Source organism: Vibrio sp. 1249-1, from assembly GCF_033340495.1.
In genome coordinates this window covers 1-846 of sequence record NZ_JAWOWJ010000313.1, presented here as the reverse complement: position 1 = coordinate 846, position 846 = coordinate 1, and the positions used below count along the sequence as shown (strand labels likewise).

The window sequence follows — 846 nt, the reverse complement described above, 5'->3', positions numbered from 1 at the left end:
TGCCTTTTTGCCCACCTTTGCATTGGCGATTTCATTGTCAATCAGGCGGTAAATTTGGGTGCGAGAATTGCGCGGAGAAACCATCAAGTGATTGAACTTCACTGGGCGATAAGGGTTCTCAATGTATCCAAACACGTTGCGCACTTCATTGGTGATTTCTTGGTCTGCGGTGAGCAGCGAAAAGTCGGTATAGATTCGAGCGGTTTTTTCGTGGAAGTTGCCCGTGCCAATGTGCGCGTAGCGAATAATATCGTCACCTTCACGGCGACTGATCATCAATAACTTTGAGTGAATCTTTAAACCGGGCGCACCAAAGATGACGTGCACGCCAGCTTCAGTCAGAACTTTTGACCATTCAATATTTGCTTCTTCATCAAATCGCGCCTGCAGCTCAACGACTACAGTAACGTTTTTGCCGTTATGCACTGCATCAATCAAAGAGTTCATCAAGCGAGAGTCTTTGGCTACGCGGTAGATATTAATTTTGATGCTGAGCACTTTCGGGTCAAAGGATGCCTGGCGAACCAATTCACCAATATGGTCAAAGGTGTGATAAGGGTAGTAGAGTAGAATGTCTTTGGCTTTGATGGCTTCGAAACTGTTGGCGTAACCTTCAAAGTCTGCACACTTCATTGGTGGCATTGGTTTGTTTTCGAGGTATTCTCGCCCGACGTTTGGAAAAGCGATGAAATCTTTGAAGTTGTGGTAGCGTCCACCTGGAATTAGGTTGTCGTAATTGGAAATTCTTAGTTTGCTGCACAAGAAGTCGAGCATCTCTTGCGGCATTTCACGCTCATACACAAAGCGTACTGGCATGGCGGTTAAACGTTGGTCTGGACTCCAGTC

General features: G+C 46.1%; 1 protein-coding gene. It reads right to left on the bottom strand.

Annotation, left to right across the window (positions count from 1 at the left end; genetic code table 11):
- Nucleotides 1-846, bottom strand: an 846-nt coding sequence (locus R7Z50_RS26070; RefSeq protein ID WP_318149551.1) for an RNA degradosome polyphosphate kinase, incomplete at both ends; no start/stop codon positions are given.